Annotated in this window: 2 protein-coding genes; both read left to right on the top strand. The window is 69.7% G+C overall.

What is annotated here, in order from left to right; all coding sequences use genetic code 11:
* On the top strand, nt 1-185 hold a 185-nt coding region (locus tag RIF93_RS20600), incomplete at its 5' end, for a hypothetical protein (protein WP_309093308.1).
* A 209-nt stretch (nt 186-394) separates the two neighbouring features.
* Nucleotides 395-1,675: amidohydrolase (locus tag RIF93_RS20595; protein WP_309093307.1), on the top strand; the 1,281-nt coding region annotated here is incomplete at its 3' end.

The raw sequence follows: 1,675 nt of genomic DNA, 5'->3' as shown, positions 1-1,675 counted from the left end.
ATGTCCGCTTCCGACCCATGGCGGACACAGGGGAACATGTCGCGGTGACGCCCAGAGGTGGTTCGATGTTCGGCATGGGTGTCGGATCAACGTTGCAGTTCGACCGCACGGGCGACGGGCGTATCACGGCCGTTCGCCGGGCGGGTGAGCGTGAACTCTGGCGAGCGGAGCGCGTGAGCGACTAGAAAACCCCCACCCTTTCACGGAGCAGCTGCATCTGGTGGCGGATGGAACCTCCGCTACCGACCCATAACTGACGTTCGAAGCGGGCGCTCCGGCACGAGGCGGCTGGCGTGCGTTCGCGGTCGCCATACCGGCGCTACGTACTCCCGAATTGCCAGTCCGGATTCCACGCCTAGAGTGGCCTGAGTTCAGTTTCTGGCGGGGGCTTTCGATGAAGCGGGTTCTTCTGGCGGCGGCGGCCGTGATGATGGTCGGAGGCGCGGCGAGCGCGGAGCCGCTGTCGGCGGCCGACCGGACCTCGATCAAGGCCAGCGTCGACAAGGCCGGGCCGCGGCTGGGCGAAGTGGCCAAGCAGATCTGGGGCTTCGCCGAGGTCGGCTACCAGGAGCACAAGAGCTCGGCGCTTTTGCAGTCCGAGCTGAAGAAGGTGGGCTTCAAAGTGGAGGCCGGCGTCGCCGGCATGCCCACCGCCTTCGTCGCCAGCTTCAAGACCGGCGAGGGGCCGGTGATCGGCATCCTCGCCGAATACGACGCCCTGCCGGGGCTGGCCCAGGCGGCGGCTCCCGAGCGCAAGCCTTTGCCTGGCGTCGCCGGCCACGCCTGCGGGCACCACGTCTTCGGCGCCGCCTCGGTGCAGGCGGCGATTACGCTGGTCCAGTGGATGAAGGCCAACGGCGTCAAGGGCGAGGTGCGGGTCTATGGCAGCCCGGCGGAAGAGGGCGGCTCAGGCAAGGTCTACCTGGTGCGCGCCGGCCTGTTCCAGGACGTGGACGCGACCCTGCACTGGCACGCGGGCGACGCCAATGACGCGAGCCAGGGCGTGAGCCTGGCTAACATCAGCGGGAAGTTCCGGTTCGTGGGCGCATCGTCCCATGCCTCGGCGGCGCCCTGGCGGGGCCGCTCGGCGCTGGATGGCGTGGAGGTGATGAATGCGGCGGTCAACATGCTGCGCGAGCACATCCCCGACGGCACCCGCATCCACTACGTCGTCACCGACGGCGGCAATGCGCCGAACGTCGTGCCTGAGAAGGCGGAGGCCTACTACTACGTCCGGCACCGCGACCCGCAGGTGGTGCGCGACGTGATGGCCCGGGTGCAGAAGGCCGCCGAGGGCGCGGCCATGGCCACCGAGACGAAGGTCAGCTTCGAGCAGACCGGCGGCGTTTACAACATGCTGCCGAACGAGACCCTGGCCCGCGTGATGGACGAGAACCTGCGCGACGTGGGCGGGGTGGTCTGGGACGCCCAGGAGCGCGCCTTCGCCGAGGCCATGGCCAAGCAGCTGCCGGCCAACGACGCCAAGCTGGAAAGCGCCGCCGAAGTGCAGCCGATGCGGATCGGCGGCGACGGCGGCGGCTCGACCGACGTGAGCGACGTGAGCTGGGTGACGCCCACGGTGGGCATGCGGGCCGCCGTCTGGGTGCCCGGCACGCCGGCCCACTCCTGGCAGGCGGTCGCGGCGGGCGGCACGACGATGGCGACCAAGGGCGGA

This window comes from Phenylobacterium sp., from assembly GCF_031181185.1.
GTDB lineage: Bacteria > Pseudomonadota > Alphaproteobacteria > Caulobacterales > Caulobacteraceae > Phenylobacterium.
The sequence above is the reverse complement of the archived record's forward strand: the minus strand, read 5'-3'. Positions and strand labels throughout refer to the sequence as shown.